The sequence below is a fragment of the Massilia sp. Bi118 genome (genome assembly GCF_918697865.1).
In the GTDB taxonomy this organism is placed as follows: Bacteria; Pseudomonadota; Gammaproteobacteria; order Burkholderiales; family Burkholderiaceae_D; genus Telluria.
Window position 1 is genome coordinate 50,301 of sequence record NZ_CAKKMV010000020.1, and the last position, 18,513, is coordinate 68,813.

The 18,513-nt window shown below is 66.9% G+C and carries 13 protein-coding genes; 7 read left to right on the forward strand and 6 right to left on the reverse strand.

Annotation, left to right across the window (positions count from 1 at the left end):
- Positions 1–55 precede the first annotated feature (55 nt).
- On the reverse strand, positions 56–952 hold the full coding sequence (locus tag LQV39_RS23460) for a PLP-dependent cysteine synthase family protein (RefSeq protein WP_230029599.1): 897 nt from the start codon (positions 950–952) through the stop codon (positions 56–58).
- Positions 953–1,042: 90 nt separating this feature from the next.
- Entirely contained in the window at positions 1,043–3,391 is a 2,349-nt protein-coding gene (locus LQV39_RS23465; RefSeq protein ID WP_230029600.1) for a PAS domain S-box protein, read from the reverse strand.
- Positions 3,392–3,538: 147 nt separating this feature from the next.
- Here LQV39_RS23465 and LQV39_RS23470 point away from each other — a divergent pair, with 147 nt between their 5' ends.
- Positions 3,539–3,928: a cupin domain-containing protein gene (locus tag LQV39_RS23470; protein WP_230029601.1), complete on the forward strand. Its 390-nt coding sequence runs from the start codon at positions 3,539–3,541 to the stop codon at positions 3,926–3,928.
- Between the two features lie 3 nt (positions 3,929–3,931).
- On the opposite strand, the gene LQV39_RS23475 is transcribed toward LQV39_RS23470, so the two are convergent.
- Together LQV39_RS23475 and LQV39_RS23480 are read right to left on the reverse strand one after the other, a co-directional pair.
- Positions 3,932–5,245 (reverse strand): hypothetical protein, encoded by a 1,314-nt coding sequence (locus LQV39_RS23475; RefSeq protein ID WP_230029602.1) that lies wholly within the window; start codon positions 5,243–5,245, stop codon positions 3,932–3,934.
- A 123-nt stretch (positions 5,246–5,368) separates the two neighbouring features.
- Positions 5,369–7,780 (reverse strand): TIM-barrel domain-containing protein, encoded by a 2,412-nt coding sequence (locus tag LQV39_RS23480; protein WP_230029603.1) that lies wholly within the window; start codon positions 7,778–7,780, stop codon positions 5,369–5,371.
- A gap of 334 nt (positions 7,781–8,114) precedes the next feature.
- On the opposite strand from LQV39_RS23480, the gene LQV39_RS23485 reads away from it, so the two are divergent.
- A complete protein-coding gene (locus tag LQV39_RS23485; protein ID WP_230029604.1) occupies positions 8,115–8,747 on the forward strand; it encodes a PEP-CTERM sorting domain-containing protein in 633 nt (210 codons plus the stop codon).
- 135 nt (positions 8,748–8,882) lie between these two features.
- Entirely contained in the window at positions 8,883–9,659 is a 777-nt protein-coding gene (gene xth, locus LQV39_RS23490) for an exodeoxyribonuclease III (protein ID WP_230029633.1), read from the forward strand.
- 6 nt (positions 9,660–9,665) lie between these two features.
- Here the strand turns inward: xth and LQV39_RS23495 are convergent, their stop codons facing one another.
- Positions 9,666–10,286: a TetR/AcrR family transcriptional regulator gene (locus LQV39_RS23495; RefSeq protein WP_230029605.1), complete on the reverse strand. Its 621-nt coding sequence runs from the start codon at positions 10,284–10,286 to the stop codon at positions 9,666–9,668.
- A gap of 83 nt (positions 10,287–10,369) precedes the next feature.
- On the opposite strand from LQV39_RS23495, the gene LQV39_RS23500 reads away from it, so the two are divergent.
- From LQV39_RS23500 to LQV39_RS23510, 3 genes are read left to right on the forward strand one after another with little or no spacing between them, the layout of a single operon-like run.
- Entirely contained in the window at positions 10,370–11,875 is a 1,506-nt protein-coding gene (locus LQV39_RS23500) for an NAD(P)/FAD-dependent oxidoreductase (protein ID WP_230029606.1), read from the forward strand.
- Positions 11,872–12,681: an SDR family oxidoreductase gene (locus tag LQV39_RS23505; protein ID WP_230029607.1), complete on the forward strand. Its 810-nt coding sequence runs from the start codon at positions 11,872–11,874 to the stop codon at positions 12,679–12,681. Before LQV39_RS23500 ends, LQV39_RS23505 begins: the two co-directional genes overlap by 4 nt.
- Entirely contained in the window at positions 12,678–13,673 is a 996-nt protein-coding gene (locus tag LQV39_RS23510) for an alpha/beta fold hydrolase (protein ID WP_230029608.1), read from the forward strand. The genes LQV39_RS23505 and LQV39_RS23510 overlap by 4 nt, the downstream gene beginning before the upstream one ends.
- 101 nt (positions 13,674–13,774) lie before the next feature.
- On the opposite strand, the gene LQV39_RS23515 is transcribed toward LQV39_RS23510, so the two are convergent.
- Positions 13,775–16,993: a PAS domain S-box protein gene (locus LQV39_RS23515; RefSeq protein WP_230029609.1), complete on the reverse strand. Its 3,219-nt coding sequence runs from the start codon at positions 16,991–16,993 to the stop codon at positions 13,775–13,777.
- A gap of 284 nt (positions 16,994–17,277) precedes the next feature.
- On the opposite strand from LQV39_RS23515, the gene LQV39_RS23520 reads away from it, so the two are divergent.
- Positions 17,278–18,510 carry a 3-methyl-2-oxobutanoate dehydrogenase (2-methylpropanoyl-transferring) subunit alpha gene (locus tag LQV39_RS23520; protein ID WP_230029610.1) on the forward strand — a complete coding sequence of 411 codons (1,233 nt, stop codon included), beginning with the start codon at positions 17,278–17,280 and terminating at the stop codon, positions 18,508–18,510.
- The last annotated feature ends 3 nt before the right edge of the window (positions 18,511–18,513 follow it).

An 18,513-nucleotide genomic window follows, 5' to 3' on the forward strand; every position in this document is an offset into this window, starting at 1 on the left:
TCCTTGGCGGAATGACAAAACCACGAGTATAAGGTCGATGATTTGTGACTGCCAATCAAAAATACTTCGACAGGTAATAAACGCCCGAATCCGGGAACACGGTCGCCACCCGCAAGCCTTGCAGCCTGGGCAGCAGTTGCGCAATCCCGGCCGCCACGCAGCCGCTGGAGCCGCCCGCCAGGATGCCCTCCTTCTGTGCCAGTCGCCGGCACCAGTCGAGCGCGTCCTCGTCCCTCACCTGCACCACGTCGTCGACCACGGCCGGGTCGAAGCTGCGCGAGGCCTGGCGCTTGCCGACGCCTTCGATCGCGCTCTTGAAGACCCCTTCGGCCGGACGGTCGGTCACGAGCTTGCGGTAGGCGGAATGCGGCGGCTCGACGCCGATCACGCGCACGCGTGCATCCTGCTCCTTCAGGTAGCGCCCGATGCCGGAGATGGTGCCGCCCGAGCCGACGCCGCAGACGAAGACGTCGACCTCGCCGGCCAGCTGGCGCCACAGTTCGGGGCCGGTGTCGCGGTAATGGGCCTCGCGGTTCAAGGGCGTGCAGTACTGGTCCAGGTAGTGGGCGTCATGCTCGTCGACCAGGCGCTCGGCGGCGGCGTGGTAATCGTCGGGGGCGCACAGGTGGACCGCTGCGCCGTAGGCCGCGATGCGCTTGACCTTCTCGCTGCTGGTGGTATCGGGCACCGTGACGTCGCAGCGCAGGCCCATCACGGCGCTGGCCATCGCCAGCGCCGCGCCAGTGTTCCCGGACGAGCTCTCGACCACGTGCGCGGTCCCCGACGGCATCCCGCGCAGCATGTGCCGCACCATGCGGTCCTTGATGCTGCCGCCGGGGTTCATGTACTCCAGTTTGGCGACCACGCTCGCCGCCGGAAATATCCGGCCCAACCTGACCACGGGCGTCTCGCCGATCGCCTCCATCACCGATGCTTTTACTTGGGATTGCACGCTATCTCTTCCTTGGGGAGTTTCCACAAAGAAACGTTAGCACGTGCAGAAATTTACCGGCGCGAGATTGGCAATCGTGCAAACGCCGGCTCAGGCGCGCTTGCCGCGACGGGTATGTTCGTCGACGGCCGCCAGCAGGGCGTGCTTCAGCTGCATGTCGGTGAAGGGCTTGGTCAGCACCCGCGCCGCCATGTCGGACGCCCCCGCCACCAGGCTGCCGTAACCGGAGGCGAACACCAGCGCCACGCCCGGATGGGCGGCGACGATGCGGCGCGCCAGGCTGAGGCCATCCTGGTCCGGCAGGCTGTAGTCGACCACGGCTGCGTCGAAACGTTCGCGGCCCAGGATCTCCATCGCCGCGGCCGCGGTCGGGGCCTCGGCCACGCGGTAGCCGGCCGCTTCCAGGATGTCGCGGTAGAGCTCGCGCGCCTGCGCATCGTCTTCGATCAGCAGCACGCGCAGGCCGTCCGGCCGGATCTCGCGCGCGGCCTTGGCGGCCGGCGCCGCGGCCGGCTGCTCCTGCCCGCCCAGCATCTGGCGCACCTTGGCGGCCAGCTTCTCGCGCCGATACGGTTTGCTGAGCAGCTCCACGCCCGGGTCCAGCCGGCCGCCGTGGATGATGGCATTCTGCGTGTAGCCCGAGGTGTACAGTACCTTCAGGTTGGGCAGCAGGGCCCTGGCTTGGCGCGCCATCTCGGGGCTCTTGATCTTGCCCGGCATGACGACGTCGGTGAACAACAGGTCGCAGCGCACGCCGGCGCGCAGTACGGCCAGCGCCATTTCCGCGTTATCGGCGCGCAGCACCTGGTAGCCGAGTTCGGACAGCATGCCGACCACGGTGGCCTGCACGTTCAGGTCGTCCTCGACCACCAGGATGGTCTCGGTGCCGCCGCGGACGTCGCCGGTCGCCTGCTCCGGCAAGGCCTGCTCCGCCTCCAGCGAGCGCGGGAAGTAGGCCTTGATGGTGGTGCCGTCTCCGACCTCGCTGTAGATGCGGAAGTGGCCGCCGCTCTGCTTGACGAAGCCGAAGGCCATCGACAGGCCCAGGCCCGTGCCCTGCCCCTCGCCCTTGGTCGTGAAGAAGGGTTCGACGGCGCGCGCCAGCACCTCGGGCGCCATGCCGGTGCCGGTGTCGCTGATTGCCAGCAGCACGTACTGCCCCGGCGGCACCCCGTGCGCTGCGCTCACATAGCTATCGTCGAGCATCGTATTCGATAGCTCGATCGTCAGCTTGCCGCCGTGCGGCATGGCGTCGCGCGCGTTGATGGCCAGGTTCAGCACCACGTTCTCGAGCTGGTGCGGGTCGATCAGGGTATTCCACAACGAAGCCGAAACCGCGGTCTCCACCTCGATGGTCTCGCCGACGGCGCGCTGCACCAGGTCTTCCAGGCCGCGCACGACGCGCCCGGCGTTGAGCACCACCGGCTGCAGCGGCTGGCGGCGCGCGAAGGCCAGCAGCTGGGCCGCCAGCTTGCCGCCGCGATCGACCGCCGACATCGCCATGCCGAGGTGGCGCTGCGCGGCAGGAATCCCGGCCACGGTGCCGCTCAGGAGCTGCAGGCTGCCGCCGATGACTTGCAGGATGTTGTTGAAGTCGTGCGCCACGCCGCCGGTCAGCTTGCCGACCGCTTCCAGGCGCTGCGAGTGCTGCAGGGCTTCGCGCGCATCCTCGAGCTGGGTGCGCTGGGTGACGTCGCGGGTGATCTTGGCAAAGCCGACCAGCTTGCCGTCGGCGTCGTGGATCGCATCGATGACGACGTTCGCGCGGAAGGTGCTGCCGTCCTTGCGTACCCGCAGGCCTTCGGCTTCGAAGCGGCCCTGCTGGCGCACCTGTTCCAGGATCCTTTCCGGCAGGCCGGCGCGGCGGTCCTCGTCGGTATAGAAGCGGCTGAAATGGCTGCCGACGATCTCCTCGGCCGTATAGCCCTTGATCTTGCGCGCACCGGCATTCCAGGTCGTGACCACGCCCTCCGGCGACAGCATGTAGATCGCGTAGTCGACCACGCTGTCGACCAGCAGCCGGAACTGCTCCTCGGTGCGGCGCAGCGCCTCGCGCGCCAGCTTCTTGTCGGTGATGTCGCGGGTGATCTTGGCAAAGCCGAACAGCTGCCCGCTATCGTCGTGGATGGCGTCGATCACGACCGAGGCCCAGAACCTGGTGCCGTCCTTGCGCACGCGCCAGCCTTCGGCCTCGAAGCGGCCGCTTTCCAGCGCCGTCTTCAGCGCGTAGGCGGGCACGCCGGCTGCGCGGTCCTCGTCCGTGTAGAAGCGCGAGAAATGCTGGCCGAGGATCTCCTGCTCCGTATAACCCTTGAAGCGGCGCGCGCCGGCATTCCAGCTGGCCACCGTGCCGTCGGGATTCAGCATGTAGATCGCGTAGTCGGCCACCCGCTCGATCAGGAGCTGGGCGCGGCGCTGGGCATTGAAGTCGCTCGACATGAATTAGGGGCCTGGAAAGTATGGTGCGGCGAGTATAACAGCCAGATATGGAGCGATGTCATTTTGAACACACCACCGCTGCCTGCAGCGATTCGCCGCGTCTTATACAATCGTTATCGGGCCAATCCGCAACGACAGGAGAAAAGCATGTCCGGTTACAGCATCAACATCGAAGAAAAAACCCTCGCAGGGAACAACTTCCGCGAAGTCCTCTACACGACCCAGCGCAGCCAGCTGGTCATCATGACCCTGCAGCCGGGCGAAGAGATCGGCATGGAGCACCATACGGGTCACGACCAGTTCATCCGCGTCGAAGCCGGCACCGGCATAGCCATCCTCGACGGCGAAGAACACCAGCTGGAAGACGGCGTGGCCGTGGTGATCCCGGCCGGCACCGAGCACAATGTGATCAACAAATCGCAAACCGAACCGTTGCGCCTGTACACGCTGTACACGCCGCCGGAGCACCCGGACGGCATCGTGCATGCGACCAAGGCCGAGGCCGACGAGTACGAGAAGCACCACCACGAAGAATAATTCTTAACCCTTGCAAGCAAAGCCGTAGCGGGTCATTTCGCAGCCGCGCTGGATGCACTGGCGTTCGTCGTAGCCGTGGGCGCGGCATTGCAGCAGGGTTTCTTCACGGCGCTGGCGGGCCGAGGGTTCCGCATCCGGGATGCGGGCCCGGGCCACCTGCTGCGGCCTGGCCTGCTTGCGTTCCTTGCTGCGCTGGCGCTTCGGCGGCGCGATGGGCTCTTCGCCGAGGGCGACCGGCTTCACGGTGCGGTCGGTAACGCTGAAAGACGAGGTGTCGACGGCGCCGGCGCCGGAGGCCGTCGACGGGCCCACCGAACCGCCGACCGCGCCGATGCCCGCTCCTGTTCCCGTGCCTGCTCCAGCCGCCGCGCCCGGCGTATCCGGCGCAACGGGCCTTGCGGCGGGCACCGTTGCCGGCGGCAGCGCGGACACCGGCGCCAGGATCGCGGCCGAACTGTCGGCCTTGGCGGCCGGGGCGCTTTGCGGCGCCGGCTGCGCTTCCGCTACCCGGCCCGTTCGCAGCACATTCGCTTCCGGCGACGGGTTTGTGTTCGCCACCACCACCAGTGCCCCTTCCACCCGGCTCTGCTCGTACAGCCAGAAGCCGCCGCCGGCCACCAGCGCCAGCAGCACACCCGCCGCGCCCCAACTCAGGACACGGGTCTTCCAGCGGCCGTTCCATTCCGCACGATCGTGCACGGCCACGTCGCGCGCCAGACGCTCCGTGAGCCAGTCGGGATCGCCGCCGGCCGCGGGCGTATTTGGCGGCCACTCGCGCACCGTGGTGTCGGACAGCGGCGGCGTGAGGCCGGACGCGGTCGGCTGGGGTGCGAAGCCGCGGGCACGGCCGGGGAGCGGCGCGGTGGCCTGCGTGCCGTCCGGGGCCTGTGCCTGTGCCTGCACCTGCGGCGACGGTGGCGGCTCGAGTGGCGGTGACGCTGGCATCACGGGCGGAGGGAATTTTACCGTGGCGCCGGCATCCACTTGCTGATGCGGACGCTGCCACACGGCCGGGCGCGGCCGCGCGGCGGGACTGGGGACGGACGTAGCCGATGGCGGCGGCGTGGTCGACGCGGGTGGCGGCGCCGCAGCGTCGACAGGCGCAGCCGGTGCCGGGGGCAGGACCTCGGCCGGCACAACCGTTGCCTCAATTTCCGCAGGCGCAGCAGGCGCGGCAGGCGCGGCAGACGCAGGCGGTGCGGCAGGCGGCTCAGGCGACGCGGCAGGCGGCTCAGGGCGCGCGCCGGCGCCTGGCCGCGGCGTGCCGGCATGGTCCGCGCGGCTGTCGTTGAAATCCTGTAGCAGTTGGGTCTTCATGGGCGATCGCGTCGCTTCTGCGTTCCGGACTCCCAGTCTACCGGATCGCCCACCTTGCCGGAGCGCGCCTGAACGCGTCCGGCTTACTGCTCAGCGCTATAACTCATCAGTAAAAACAAGCACTTACAGCGTCACCGACACCGTCATCGCACTCTGGCGCAGGGCCGGCAGGTCGACTTCCAGCAGGCGCTTATGGGCGTTCCAGCGGTAGGCCAGGGCCTTGCCGCCGGCCTGCACCGCGCGTGGCTTGCGCGCGACGTTGTGCACCTTCAGCGCGAAGCTGTGCGACGACGCGGCATAGCTGGCCCCGGCTTCCGGCGCCATGCCGATCTCGAGCTTGCCGCCGTCGAAGCGGCTGCTAAAGCGCACCAGCTCGTACTTGCCGGCCGCCCAGGCATTCGGCGTCTTGCCGTCGTCGTCGTACAACTGGCCGCTGGAGGCCGCTACGCCCTCATCGTGCCAGTAGTGCAGATCCAGCGCGCGGGTGTTGTAGTCGCGGGTGCTCTGCACCACCTTCGCCATCGGCACGAAGGCGCCGGCGCGCACATAGGTCGGGATGTGGCCGGCAACCGGCGTCACGATTTCTGTAATGCCGCCGCGGTGCGGCTGGTCGTCATAGAAATCGAACCAGACCGAACCCCTGGTCGGGAAGTGGATCTCCTTGCGCGTCGCGCCCGGTTCGACCACCGGCGCCACCAGGAAGCTCGGGCCCCACAGATAGGTCGACGAGATGCCTGCCGCGCCTTCGTCGTCCTGCTCCTCGAACAGCATCGGACGCATCATCGGCATGCCGCTGCGGCTGTTCTCGAAGGCGATCGTGTAGTTATACGGCAGCATGGCATAGCGCAGCCGCACCGCCTCGCGCGCCAGCGCCTTCGTCTTCGGCTCGCGGAACACGGGTTCCGGCGCCACGTCCTCCTGCGCATGCGGACGGAACACCGGCTGGAACACGCCGTACTGCAGCCAGCGCACGTACAGCTCGTCGTCCAGCACCGGCCCGGCAAAGCCGCCCAGGTCGGAGTGCATCCAGGCCTGGCCCTGCATGCCCATCTGCAGCGAGATCTCCATCTGCGATTGCAGCCCGCCCCAGCCGCGGCTGACGTCGCCGGACCATGGGATCATGCCGAAGCGCTGCGAGCCCGAGTAACCCGAGCGCATCAGGATGAAGGGACGCTCGGCCGGATAGTCGCGCGCGTAGCCGTCGTTGATCATGCGCGCCCATTCGTGGCCGTAGATGTTGTGGACCTGGTCGGCGCTGCCCGTCGCATGTTGTGCTGCCGCCGGATGCATCTCCGGCTCGCCGAGGTCGCCCCACCAGCCGGCCACGCCGCCCGCCTTCAGCTCCTTGTAGATGTTCCAGAACCAGTCGCGCGCTTCCGGCTTGAACACGTCGACCAGGCCGGTGTTTCCGAAATAGAAATCGTAGGTGAAGGGCTTGCCGTCCGCGCCTGTCGCCAGGACCTGCTTCTGCGCGGCTTCGTTCCAGCGGCTGGAAGTCGTCAGGATGAAGGGTTCGGTGATCACCACCGTCTGCACACCCTTCTGCTTCAGATCCGCCATCATCTTCTCGGCATGCGGGAAGGTATCGCGGTCCCAGGCCAGGTTGCCCATCGTGCCCTTGACGGTCTTGCCGAACCAGTAGAGGTCGAGCACCACGGCGTCAAGCGGAATGCCGTCGGCGATGAACTTGTCGACCACGGCGCGCGTCTCCGCCTCGGTGTGGTAGCCGAAGCGGCTGGCGAAGTTACCGAAAGCCCAGCGCGGCGGCAGCGGCTGGCGGCCGGTCAGGCGGGTGTAGCCGTCCATGACCTGGGCCCAGTCGTCGCCGGCCACCACCTGGTAGGTCTTCGGACCGCCGATGGCCTCGAAGCGCAGCGTGCCGTCCTTGCGGCTGTCAAGGTCGAGGTAGCCGGCCTGCGGATTGTCGAAGTGGATCGCATAGCGCTTCGACGACAGCGCCATCGGAATCCCGTAGCCCATCTGCTCGGCATGCGCGCCGAAACCATAGGACGCCTTGTTATACAGCGGGAAGCGGTAGCCGCGGCGGTTCATGCCGACCGCACGCGAGCCGGCGCCGTACAGGGCTTCGTTGCCCTCGACCGCGAATTCGATCTCCTCGAGCTTGTCCCGGTGGGTATAGCCGCGCTTCTCGGCCACCAGCGGCTTGCCCTTGTAGCTGTAGCCGATGCGGAAGGGCGACTTCTCGACCGTCACCGTGATGCCTTCGGTGGCCAGCACGATGCGGTTCGCGTCTTCCTGGACTTTGGCTTTGATCTGCTCTGGGGCCAGCACCACTGCATGCGAAGGGGCTTGCGGCTTGCCCTCCTCTGCTGACGGGATGAAGCTGGTCTCGACGATGTTGGTCGCGTAGGGCTTGATCAGGTAGCGGCCGTCGCTGGTGGCGATCTCGATGCCGTTGCCAACGTTTTTTACACCGATGAAATGGCGGTCGGCGTTCTGGGCGTGGGCCAGCGGGCCGGTGGCCAGGGTGGCGAATGCCGCGGTCATGGCCGCCGCGAAGGGAGTGAATTTCATGGTCTCGTCGTCGTTGTGATGATCGTATGCCGGCCATGCAGGCCGCAGCCGAAAGCATGCCAGAATTTGCACGCCTAAGGTAGTAAATTTACAGCGATACAATACCTTGTCAGCACCGGACACTAAATCTCGCGCAATTGCTTTCGTAGTTTGACTACTTCCACGCAATGGCGCCGACTGGGTTCCTACCTTCCGCCCACCCCTGTCGGCGTTTTTTACATCTCCCTCCGAGTTTCGGCGCCCTAATCCGCCAAACTGCTGTTTCTTAAGGAAAATAATGCGTTGGCACAAGTCTTGCGTATTGACGATTTCTAATTAAAAAAGGGGAGTTACCATGAAAAAGATCGCCTTGCTTATGCTCGTCGCGGGTATTTGCGGCGCCGCCAACGCCTCTGTGACCTACATGCCGACAGGGGTTCAAACCAACGTTGCCCTGACGACGGTGGTGAATGGGGGCTGGACGCAATGCTATGCAGCTACCTTCGGCGCCATCATCGGCACTTCCGGCGAGTCCGTCCTGAACGCCTGCCACGGGGACAACCTGATGATGGCCGGCCGTGCCACCGGCAGCGACACCTTCCTCGTCCTGGCCGCCGCCGACTATGCCGACACGATCATCGACACCGGCAAGACCTCGAACACGCACCTTGCGAATGGCTCGGCGTGGTACTACTCGCCCGACTGGTCGTGGGGATTCACCGCGGCCGCCGACACGGTCGAAAACAGGCAATGCGATGTCGGCGACAGCCCAACCAGCATGTGCCTTCATACCGTGGACTTCACGGGCGGCTACCGGATTAACAACATCATTGCCCTGAACGACTCCTCGGCCTATGAAAAGGTCTTTTTCGTGTCCAACGATGCCGTCGACCCGGGCGTGGTACCCGAGCCTGCATCGCTCGCCCTCTTCGGGCTCGGCGCCGCAGGGCTGGCAGCTCTGCGCCGCCGCCACGCAAAGCGCGCCTGAGGCCGGCCCCACCCGGCGGGCGGCCTTCCGGCGTCTTGCCCGAAGGCCGCCTGCCGAGGCGGGCGCAAGCCGGGCAGGTGTTCAGGTATCATCGTTTCAGTCCAAGTCCTACGGATACCGAGCATGAAACGACCCATGAGGATCGCCACCTTCAACGTCAACGGCATCAACAGCCGTCTCCCCGCCCTGCTTCAATGGCTGGAAGAGACCCAGCCGGACGTCGCCTGCCTGCAGGAGCTGAAGGCGCCGCAGGAAAAATTCCCGGAGATGGAAATCCGCGCCGCCGGCTATCACCCGATCTGGCACGGCCAGAAAAGCTGGAACGGCGTCGCCATCCTGGCGCGCGATGTGGAACCGCAGGAAGTCGGGCGCGGCCTGCCGGGCGATCCGGAGGACGAGCAAAGCCGCTACATCGAGGCGGCGGTGAACGGCATCCTGATCTGCTGCCTGTATCTCCCGAACGGCAACCCGGCGCCGGGTCCCAAGTTCGACTACAAGCTGCGCTGGTTCGCGCGCCTGCACAAACGCGCCCAGGAGCTGATCGACAGCGGCGCCCCGGTGGTCATCTGCGGCGACTACAACGTGATGCCCACCGAACTGGACGTCTACAAGCCCGAACGCTGGCTCGACGACGCCCTGTTCCGCCCCGAGACCCGCGCCGCCTGGCGCAAACTGGTCGACCAGGGTTGGCTGGATGCCCTGCGCGCGACCCACCCGGATGAGGTCATCTACACCTTCTTCGACTACATGCGCGACGCCTACGGCCGCAACGCCGGCCTGCGCATCGACCACCTGCTGCTCAGCCCATCGCTGGCGCCGAAGCTGAAGGCGGCCGGCGTCGACCACGAAGTGCGCGGGCGCGAGAAGCCGAGCGACCATGTGCCAACCTGGGTCGACCTGGACTGGCCCTGAGCCAGCCTAGGCAAGCGCGGGCCGGGGCTCCACCATCACCAGGCGCATCGCGCTGTCGGTCACGCTGTCGATGTCCGGCGCGTAGCCATCCTCGATCCAGCGCAGCGCGATGTGGATCACGCCGCCCACCACGCCCGCCTGCAGCAGCGGATCGGACACGCCGGCTTCCGGTCCGGCGATGCGCGCGACTTCTTCGCCGATCGCGCGCAGCGAGGTGTCGAAGGCCTTGTCGACGGCGCGGCTGACGCCGCGGATCTCGACCAGGAACACGCGTGCCGAGCGCGGATCGCGCTGCAGCGCCGCGAAGTAGGCGCGCAGCATCGCGCGCGCCCGCTCCGCGCGGGTGGCGCCCGACGACACGCCGGACGCGCGGATCTCGCCGAACACCGCGTAGGTCACCGCGTTGTAGGACGCGATCAGCAGGTCCTCGCTGTTGGCAAAGGATTCGTAAAAATAGCGTTCCGTCAGGCCGGCCGCTTCGCACACCGCCTTCACGGTGGCCTGCCGATAGCCGCGCTCTCCATACACCTGGATGGCGGCTGCGATCAATTGGCTGCGCCGCTGGGCGCGGCGTTCGTCCTGCGACACGCCCCGGTAGGGACGCGCTGGTGGGGATTCTCGAGACATCCTTCTATTTTGCCACGGAATGTTGTCAGAACAAATGTGACAATGTAGAGTGTCACTATAAAGAACCAGAACAAAGAGACAACATGCACTCCCCTTCGAACCGGCAGGACGCGCATCTGGACGCTCCCCTGGACGTCCTGATCGTCGGCGCCGGCCTGTCCGGCATCGGCGCGGCCTGGTACCTGCAGCGGCGCTGCCCGCACAAGCGCTACGCCATCCTCGAGGCGCGCGAGGCCATCGGCGGCACCTGGGATCTGTTCCGCTATCCCGGCGTGCGTTCCGACTCCGACATGTACACGCTGGGCTACGCCTTCCAGCCCTGGACCGCCGGCAAGGCCATCGCCGACGGCCCCTCGATCCGCAACTACATCCAGGACACCGCGCACGACAACGGCATCGACCGCCACATCCGCTTCAGGCACAAGGTGACCAGTGCCGCGTGGTCGAGCGCGGACGCCTGCTGGACGGTGGAGGCCGAGCATGCGGGCGCTCCGGTGACGATCCGCACCCGCTTCCTGTACATGTGCAGCGGCTATTACAGCTACGAGGAAGCTTACCGCCCGCGCTTCGAGGGGGAAGATGAATACCTGGGCCGCATCGTGCAGCCGCAGTTCTGGCCCAAGGATCTCGACTACCGGCGCAAGCAGGTGGTGGTGGTCGGCAGCGGCGCCACCGCGGTGACCCTGGTGCCGGCGATGGCCGAGAAGGCCGCCCACGTTACCATGCTGCAGCGCTCGCCGACCTATGTCGTCACGCGGCCGTCCGAATACGCGTTCGCGAAACGCTTCCGCAGCTGGCTGCCCGAAAAGGCCGCCTACTGGGCCACGCGCTGGCGCGTGATTTTCGAGAGCATGCTGCTGTACCGCGTCGCGCGCAGCAAGCCGGAGCTGGCCAAGCAGAAGATCGTGGCGATGGCGCGGCACCAGCTAGGTAAGGATTTCGACGTCGACACCCACTTCACGCCCGACTACAAACCCTGGGACCAGCGCGTCTGCGTGGTGCCGGACGGCGACATGTTCAAGGCCATCCGCAAGGGCTGGGCCTCGGTCGTGACCGACCACATCGAGCGTTTCACCGAGACCGGCGTGCTGCTCAAGTCGGGCAAGGAACTGGCGGCCGACGTGGTGGTGCTGGCGACCGGCCTGAAGATCAAGATCCTGGGCGGGATCGCCATCACCGTCGACGGCAAGCCTTTCCACCCCAGCGAAGCGATGTCCTACAAGGGCATGATGCTCAGCGAGCTGCCGAACTGCGTGATGACCTTCGGCTATACCAACGCCTCCTGGACCCTGAAGGCCGACCTCACTGCGGCCTATGTGTGCCGGCTGCTGCGCTACATGGACCGCAAGGGCATCGCCATTGCCATGCCGCGCCGCGAGGCCGGGGTCGAGCCCGAGCCCTTCCTGAACTTCACCTCGGGCTATGTGCAGCGCGCGAAGGGAGAACTGCCGCAGCAGGGTTCGCGCAAGCCCTGGCAGGTCTACCAGAACTACCTGCAGGACATGATCACCATCCGCTACGGCCGCATCGCCGACGGCGTCATGCATTTCGGCGCCGCCAAAGCCCAACAAGAAGGAGCCACGCCTTGAAGCTCAGTAACCGCGTCGCCGTCATCACCGGCGCCGGCAGCGGCATCGGCCGCGCCACCGCACTCGCCATGGCCCGCCGCGGCTGCCACCTCGCCCTGGCCGACATCAACGAAGCCGGCGCCCACGACACCGCGCGCGCGGCCCAGGCCCTGGGCGTGCGCGCCACCGCGCACCGCCTGGACGTGGCCGACCGCGCCGCCGTCGCCGCCTTTCCTGTGGAAGTAAAACAGGCGCACGAGCGCGTCGACATCCTGATGAACAATGCCGGCGTGGCGCTGGGCGGGAACTTCGAGCAGGTCGGCGAAGCCGATTTCGACTGGCTCATGGAAATCAACTTCCATGGCGTGGTGCGCATGACCCGCGCCTTCCTGCCGCTGCTGCACGGCTCGGACGACGCCCGCATCGTCAACGTCTCCAGCATCTACGGCATCATCACCCCGCCCGGCCAGGCGGCCTACTCGGCCAGCAAGTTCGCGGTGCGCGGCTTCTCGAACGTGCTGCGCCACGAGCTCGAAGGCAGCACGGTCGGGGTCTCGGTGGTGCACCCGGGCGGCATCGCCACTTCGATCGCGAGGAACGCGCGCATCCCGGCCGGCGCTCCGGCGGACGAGGTGGAACGCGGCCGCAAGACCATGGAAAAGCTGCTGCGCATGCCGCCGGAACAGGCCGGCGAGATCATCGTGCGCGGCATCGAGAAGCGCCAGGCCCGCATCCTGGTCGGCAGCGACGCCAAGGCCGCCGCCCTGCTGGAACGCCTGGCGCCCGTGGGTTACTGGAACCTCCTCAAGAAAGCGATCAAGCGATGAACATTGTCCTTACCGTGATTGGTTTCCTGGCCGGCTTCGTGCTGCTGTCTGTCGTCATCCTCGCCCTGTTCACCGCCTGGACCGCGCGCAAGGTCGAAGCGGTGCTGCCGGCCAAAGGACGCTTCATCGACGTGCCGGGCGCGCGCCTGCACGTCCGCGACTTCGGCGAGGCGCATGCCGAACGCCCGTCCATCGTGATGATCCACGGCCTGGCCGGCCAGCTGTCGCACTACACCTATGGCGTGGCCGGCAGGCTGTCCGCGCATCACCGCGTGATCGTGGTCGACCGCCCGGGCTCGGGCTACTCGACGCGGGCGCCGGGGACCTCGGCCGACCTGTCCGCGCAGGCCTCCGCGGTCGCGGCCCTGATCCGCACCCTGGGCGCGGGCCCGGCCTTCGTGGTCGGCCATTCGCTGGGCGGCGCGGTGGCGCTGACCCTGGCCCTCGAGCATCCGCAGGTGGTGGCCGGCCTGGGCCTGCTGGCGCCGCTCACGCATCTGCGCGAGGACGTGCCGCCGGCGTTTGCCGGGCTGACCATCCAGTCGTCTTTCGTGCGCAAGCTGGTGGCGTGGACGCTGGCGGTGCCAGCCTCGATCAGGAAAAGCGCCGCGACCCTGGACATGGTGTTCGGGCCGGAAGCGGTGCCGAAGGATTTCGCGACCAGGGGCGGCGGTTTACTGAGCCTGCGCCCGTCGGCGTTTCTCTCGGCGTCTGCCGACCTGCAGGCCTTGCCGGCGCGCCTGCCGCTGGTGCAGGAGCGCTACGGCGAGCTGCGCGTGCCGGTGAGCGTGCTGTATGGGAAGGATGACCGGATCCTGGACTGGAAGGCGAACGGGCAGGCGCTGGTGGACAAGGTGCCCGGGGCGCGGCTGGAGCTGGTGGAGGGTGGGCATATGCTGCCGGTGACGCAGGTGGAGAGGACGGTGGCGTTCATCGAGCAGGCCGTGCATGGCTTGTCCGCGATCCCGGCTAGTGACGCTGCAGCTGGCTGACTCGTTAGCTCGTCGTTCCCGCGGAGGCGGGAATCCAAGTTTTGCATGCGTTACGTTAGCTCGTCCAACTTGGATTCCCGCCTGCGCGGGAATGACGGTTTTTAGGTCAACACTACGTTTGACAGCACGTTAGACAGCGCTGTCAAATCATACGGCTTCCTCAGCACCACCGCATCCGGCCAGTTATTCACCTCCCCCTTCCCGGTCGCGAACACGATCCGGATCCCGGGCGCCAGCACGCGCGCCTCGGCCGCCAGCATATCGCCCGACATGCCCGGCAGCTGAACGTCGGTGATGAGCAGGTCGGACTCGCCGCAGATCAGTCCCAGCGCTTCCTCCGCGGTCCCGGCCGAGCGCACTTCGTGGCCGAGGTGGACAAGCAAGGCCTCGGTGGCGTCGCGGATTTCCTCTTCATCCTCCACCAGCACGATACGCAGCGATGCGGCTTCCGAACGCTCGTCCGCACGCGGATGCAGCACCGGCGGCTCGCCCAATGCGCGGCTGCGCTGGTTGGCCAGCACCTGGCGTATGCGGCGCGCCAGGCTTTCGCGGGTGTAGGGCTTGCCCAGCAGTTCGACGCCGGGGTCGAGGCGGCCGCCGTGCACAATCGAGTTTTCGGTATAGCCCGAGGTGAACAGCACCGCCAGCTTGGGCAGGCGTTCGCGCGCCATGCGCGCGAGTTCCGGGCTGCGGAGTAGGCCGGGCATGACCACGTCGGTGAACAGCACGTCGATCGGCACGCCGGATTCCACCACCGCCAGCGCGCTGGCTGCGTCGGCCGCCTTCAGCACGCGGTAGCCGAGGTCGGTCAGCATTTCGACCACCGTGCTGCGCACCGCTTCGTCGTCTTCGGCCACCAGGATGGTCTCGGTACCGCCCACCGGCGGCGCGAGCTCGGCCACCGGCGCCAGCACATCCTCGGCCGCCAGTGTGCGCGGCAGGTAGATCTTGACGGTGGTGCCCCGCCCCGGCTCGCTGTAGATCTTCACGTGGCCGCCGGACTGCTTGACGAAGCCGTACACCATCGACAGCCCCAGGCCGGTGCCCTTGCCCTCGTCCTTGGTCGAGAAGAAGGGTTCGAAGGCCTGGCGCAGCACCTCGGGCGACATGCCGGCGCCGGTGTCGGTCACGCCGATCATCACGTACTGCCCGGCCGCGACCTCCGCGTGGTTGCGGCAGTACAGGTCGTCCAGCACCGCGTTGTTGGCCTCGATCGTGAGCCTGCCCGCGCCGGCCATCGCATCGCGCGCATTGATCGCCAGGTTCAGCACCGCGTTCTCGACCTGGGCCACGTCGACGGCGGTGTTCCACAGGCCGCCGGAGATCACCAGCTCGACCTCGATCTCTTCGCCGAGCGCGCGGCGCAGCATGTCCTCCATGCCCATCACCACGCGGCTGATCTTGACGACGCGCGGCTCCAGCGGCTGGCGGCGGCCGAAGGCCAGCAGGTAGCTGGCCAGCTTGGCGCCCTTCTCGACGGCCGAGCGGGCATTGCCGATCCAGCGCTGGACCTCGAGGCCCTCGCAGTGCACTTCGAGCAGCTGCAGGTTGCCGGAGATGATCTGCAACAGGTTGTTGAAATCGTGGGCCACGCCACCGGTCAGTTTGCCGATGGTCTCCATCTTCTGCGACTGCTGCAGCGCCAGCTCGGTGCGGCGGATCTGCTCGGCCTGTTCGCGGTCGGCCGTGATGTCGCGTCCGATCGCGTGGATAAAGGCGGCGTCCGGCGCGGCCGACCAGGACAGCAGGCACCAGCTGCCGTCCTTGCGGCGGTAGCGGTTCTCGAATTTATAAACGTAATGGCCGCTGCCCAGCGAATCCATCTGCGCCGCCGTAGCGGCATGGTCGTCCGGGTGCACCAGGTCGAGCACGTTGCGGCCGGCCACGTCCGCCTCGCTCCAGCCCAACAGCGACGCGAACGCCGGGCTGACCGCCTCGATGCTGCCATCGAAGCCGGCCACCAGCATGATGTCCTTCGACAGCCGCCACATGCGGTCGCGCTCCGCCGTGCGTTGCGTCACCGCCTGTTCGAGGCTGGCGTTCAGGTGCTCGAGCCGCCGCTCGCTTTGCTTGCGGTCTTCGATATCGGTATTCGTGCCGACCCAGGCGCTGACCTCGCCATCGCCGCCGCGCAGCGGCACCGCGCGGCACAGGTGCCAGCGCCAGGCGCCGTCATGCGCGCGCAGGCGCATCTCCGCTTCATAGGTCGAACCGGACGCCACCGCGGTCGCCCAGCGCGTGGTCACCTGTGGCCGGTCGTCCGGGTGGACGGTCGCGGTCCAGCCGGTGCCTTTCAATTCTTCGAAACCGAGGCCACTGTAGGCATAGGCATAGTCGTTGAACCAGTCGTTCTTGCCGTCCGCGGTGGCGCTCCACACATGGTGAGGGATCGCCTGCGCGAAGCTGAGGAAGCGCGCCTCGCTCTCGCGCTGCGCCTGTTCCGCCAGCACGCGTTCGGTGACGTCGTGGCCCTGCACGAAGACGCCGGTCACGCTGCCGTCCTCGCCGCGCAGCGGCTGGTAGACGAAGTCGATGTAGTACAGGCGGCGCTCGAAATCGCCCTCGGACAGCCACAGCGGCGCGGCGGTGGCGGCAAACGACTCGCCGCTGCGGTAGACCCGGTCGAGCTGCTCGACGAAGCCCTGCGGCACCGTCTCCGGCAGCGCCTGGCGCACCGGGCGGCCGAGCACCGGGCGTTCGCCGATCAGGGTGCTGTAGGCCGCATTCACGAGCGCGAACACGTGCTCCGGGCCGGTGAGCTGGGCGACGAAGCCCGGCGCCTGCTGGAAGATCGCGCGCAGGCGGCTGTGTTCGGCGTCCAGGCCTGCCTCGGCCTTGACCTTGGCGGTGCTTTCGACCACCACCGCCATCACGCCGAGCACCTCGCCGTTTTCGTCAGCCACCGGCGAATAATCGAGGTCGAACCAGCACTGGGCCGGCCTGCCGTCGCGCTCCAGCGTCATCGCGATGTCGCGGTAGGACAGCGTGCCGCCGTCCAGCACGACCTTCAACACCTTGGCGTTGAATTCGGCGGCTTCATTCCAGGCTTCGCAGACGGGCTTGCCGAGCATGGCCGGGTGGCGCGACGCGGCAATCGCCGCATAGCCGGCGTTATAGATCATGACGCCCTCAGACCCCCACAGGATGGCGATCGGCGCCGGCGAGCGCAGCACCAGTTCGACGGTGGTGCGCATGGCGGCCGGCCAGCTGACTATGGGACCGAGGCTGGTGGCGCTCCAGTCGTGCTCGTCGATCAGTTTGCCGAGGATTCCGCCGTCACTGCCAAAGGTCCTTGCCGGGGCCGCGTCGCGCATCGCCATGTTGTCAATATGCCTACTATTCTCGTGAAGTCGGCAATTGTAAAGGGTTTGAAGATTCGAGGAAACACAATTCAAAAGGGCTTCGCACGCTTGGCGCAGTCCACACGGCTTCGCTGCGGCGCATGCTAGTGTCTTGTCCTGTGCCTGCCGAGAGAACCTGCCTTTAAGGGCGTTTTTCGTGCTGCAGGGCAGCAGAAAAATATTCTCGCAAAACATGCGTGTGCAGCTTCGCCGCAATTAATATGTTTTCTGCTGCACACACCTTTACCGAGGGAAAATGAACTATGAGCCAGAGTCAACCTCTGTCGCTGCACGTCCCGGAGCCTACCGGCCGTCCGGGTTGCAAGACTGATTTTTCGTATCTTGGATTGAATCCCGCCGGCGTCGTGCCGCGCCCGCCCGTCGACGTCCGCTACCAGGACACGGCGGATATCGCTTCCAGCCTGATCCGCGTACTCGACGAAAACGACGACGCCGTCGGCCCCTGGGCGCCGGAACTGGACAAGGAGACCCTCCTGGCCGGCCTGCGCACCATGATGAAGACCCGCATCTTCGACGCCCGCATGGTCATCGGCCAGCGCCAGAAGAAGATGTCCTTCTACATGACCTCGCTGGGCGAGGAAGCCATCGGCACCGCCCACGCGCTGGCGCTGAAGGATGGCGACATGTGCTTCCCGACCTATCGCCAGCAGAGTCTGCTGATGGCGCGCCAGTATCCGATGGTCGAGATGATCTGCCAGCTGCTGTCCAATGAACGCGATCCGCTGAAGGGACGCCAGCTGCCCGTGATGTACTCGTCCAGGAAGGACGGCTTCTTCACGATTTCCGGCAACCTCGCCACCCAGATCCCGCAGGCGGTCGGCTGGGCCATGGCCTCGGCCATCAAGGGCGACACGAAAATCGCCTCCGGCTGGATCGGCGACGGCGCCACCGCCGAAAGCGACTTCCACACCGGCCTCACCTTCGCCCACGTCTATCGCGCACCCGTGATCCTGAACGTGGTCAACAACCAGTGGGCGATCTCCAGCTTCCAGGCCATCGCCGGCGGCGAGAGCGTGACCTTCGCCGCGCGCGGCGTCGGCGCCGGCATCGCCTCGCTGCGGGTGGACGGCAACGACTTCCTGGCCGTGTATGCGGCCTCCTGCTGGGCCGCCGAGCGCGCCAGAAGCAACCTGGGTCCGACCCTGATCGAGTGGGTCACCTACCGCGCCGGTCCGCACTCGACCTCCGACGACCCCGCGCGTTACCGCCCGGCCGACGAATGGACCTATTTCCCGCTGGGCGACCCGATCGGCCGCCTGCGCCGTCACCTGGTCAAGAAGGGCTGGTGGTCCGACGCCGAACAAGAGGCGCTGCAGACCGAGCTGGAAGCCGAAGTCCTGGCCGCGCAAAAGGAAGCCGAGCAATTCGGCACGCTGATCGATGGCCGCGTGCCGAGCGCCGCATCGATGTTCGAGGATGTCTATAAAGAGATGCCCGAGCACCTGCGCCGCCAACGCCAACAACTGGGGGTGTAAAGT

Bases quoted from the DNA above. Each gene is read 5' to 3' on its own strand.
- LQV39_RS23465 (WP_230029600.1), bottom strand. From the start codon at position 3,391: ATGTCGAGCGACTTCAATGCCCAGCGCCGCGCCCAGCTCCTGATCGAG.
- LQV39_RS23470 (WP_230029601.1), top strand. From the start codon at position 3,539: ATGTCCGGTTACAGCATCAACATCGAAGAAAAAACCCTCGCAGGGAAC.
- LQV39_RS23475 (WP_230029602.1), bottom strand. From the start codon at position 5,245: ATGAAGACCCAACTGCTACAGGATTTCAACGACAGCCGCGCGGACCAT.
- LQV39_RS23480 (WP_230029603.1), bottom strand. From the start codon at position 7,780: ATGAAATTCACTCCCTTCGCGGCGGCCATGACCGCGGCATTCGCCACC.
- LQV39_RS23485 (WP_230029604.1), top strand. From the start codon at position 8,115: ATGAAAAAGATCGCCTTGCTTATGCTCGTCGCGGGTATTTGCGGCGCC.
- xth (WP_230029633.1), top strand. From the start codon at position 8,883: ATGAGGATCGCCACCTTCAACGTCAACGGCATCAACAGCCGTCTCCCC.
- LQV39_RS23495 (WP_230029605.1), bottom strand. From the start codon at position 10,286: ATGTCTCGAGAATCCCCACCAGCGCGTCCCTACCGGGGCGTGTCGCAG.
- LQV39_RS23500 (WP_230029606.1), top strand. From the start codon at position 10,370: ATGCACTCCCCTTCGAACCGGCAGGACGCGCATCTGGACGCTCCCCTG.
- LQV39_RS23510 (WP_230029608.1), top strand. From the start codon at position 12,678: ATGAACATTGTCCTTACCGTGATTGGTTTCCTGGCCGGCTTCGTGCTG.
- LQV39_RS23515 (WP_230029609.1), bottom strand. From the start codon at position 16,993: ATGGCGATGCGCGACGCGGCCCCGGCAAGGACCTTTGGCAGTGACGGC.
- LQV39_RS23520 (WP_230029610.1), top strand. From the start codon at position 17,278: ATGAGCCAGAGTCAACCTCTGTCGCTGCACGTCCCGGAGCCTACCGGC.